Annotated in this window: 1 protein-coding gene; it reads left to right on the top strand. The window is 54.3% G+C overall.

The window, feature by feature from the left end:
* Positions 1-41 precede the first annotated feature (41 nt).
* Positions 42-1,583: an IS3 family transposase gene (locus PDO_RS14565; RefSeq protein WP_007603080.1), complete on the top strand. Its 1,542-nt coding sequence runs from the start codon at positions 42-44 to the stop codon at positions 1,581-1,583.
* The last annotated feature ends 27 nt before the right edge of the window (positions 1,584-1,610 follow it).

The raw sequence follows: 1,610 nt of genomic DNA, 5'->3' as shown, positions 1-1,610 counted from the left end.
GGGGGATGCGGACGAAAACTTGGACTAACAGGAGATAGTTCATGTATTCGTACGAAGACCGCATGAGAGCTGTGCAGCTCTATATCAAGCTCGGCAAGCGGGCGAATGCCACCATCCGTCAGTTGGGGTATCCGACGAAGAATGCTCTGAAGCATTGGCATCGCGAATTCGCATCCGGCAACGACTTGTCGGCAGGTTACGTGCGCACCAAACAGCGGTATTCGGATGAGCAAAAGAGGATTGCTGTTGAGCACTATCTGGACCACGGACGCTGCTTGGCATGGACCATCAAGGCACTTGGCTACCCTGGCCGCGAAAAGCTTTCGGCTTGGATCGATGAATCTCAACCTGGCGACAGGCGGCGAGTTCACACCGGCAACTCAAGCGGGACCCTCAGATCGGAGCAGCAGAAGCGAACGGCCGTGATCGATTTGTGCTCCCGGCGTGACAGTGTCCGCTCGGTGGCTCAGAAGGTAGGCGTAAGCCGGCAGACGTTGTACGAATGGAAGAACCAGAAACTTGGTCGTGAGGTCCCTGCATCCATGACACGCCATCGCGAATTACCACCGACTGCCAGCCGAGACGAACTCGAGCGTGAACTTGAAGCCCTTCGCAGAGATGTGAAGCGTCTACAACTGGAACATGACCTGCTTACGAAGGCTAATGAACTCATAAAAAAAGATCTGGGCATCGATCTGCGGCTCCTGGGAAACCGGGAAAAGACACTGCTGGTTGATGCCCTGCGAAACACATATGCATTACCCGAACTCCTCAGGCGGCTTGAGTTCGCCCGCAGTTCTTATTTTTATCATCGGTCTCTGCTTTCTCTTGAGGACCGATACGCAGATCTTCGTCAGACCATTGTGGTGCTCTTCGAGACCAACCGTAACTGCTACGGCTACAGACGCATTCATGCGGCACTGGCCAGAGACGGAGAACAGGTCTCAGAAAAGATAGTACGCCGCTTGATGAAGCAGGAGCAGTTGGTTGTGACCACGGCTAGGCGGCGTCGATACACGTCTTACCAAGGCGAATTAAATCCCGCGCCGGAAAATTTGGTCAATCGTGATTTCCACGCTTCGAAGCCAAACGAGAAATGGCTGACCGATATCACTGAATTCCAACTGCCAGCAGGTAAAGTGTATCTGTCGCCCATGATCGATTGTTTCGATGGCTTAGTGGTCAGTTGGTCTGTAAGCACGCGCCCGGACGCAGAGCTAGTGAACACAATGCTTGACGCCGCAATCGAAACAATCACCGGCAGTCCCGACCGACCTGTTGTGCACTCGGATCGGGGTGCCCATTATCGTTGGCCCGGCTGGCTGTCCCGTATGCAAAATGCTCAGCTGCCCCGGTCCATGTCACGCAAAGGGTGCTCACCGGATAACTCGGCCTGCGAGGGCTTCTTTGGGCGGCTGAAAAACGAAATGTACTACAGTCGCACCTGGATCAATACGACCGCTACCGACTTCATGCAGCAGCTAGATACCTACATCCAGTGGTACAATCAGCATCGCATAAAACTCTCACTGGGCGGCATTAGCCCCGCCGAATACCGGCGGAACCTCGGAATTGCAGCATAAGCAGTCCAAGAATTTGTCCGCACCTCC

Origin of the sequence: Rhizobium sp. PDO1-076, assembly GCF_000247475.1 — a bacterium.
Lineage (GTDB): Bacteria > Pseudomonadota > Alphaproteobacteria > Rhizobiales > Rhizobiaceae > Allorhizobium.
The sequence above is the reverse complement of the archived record's forward strand: the minus strand, read 5'-3'. Positions and strand labels throughout refer to the sequence as shown.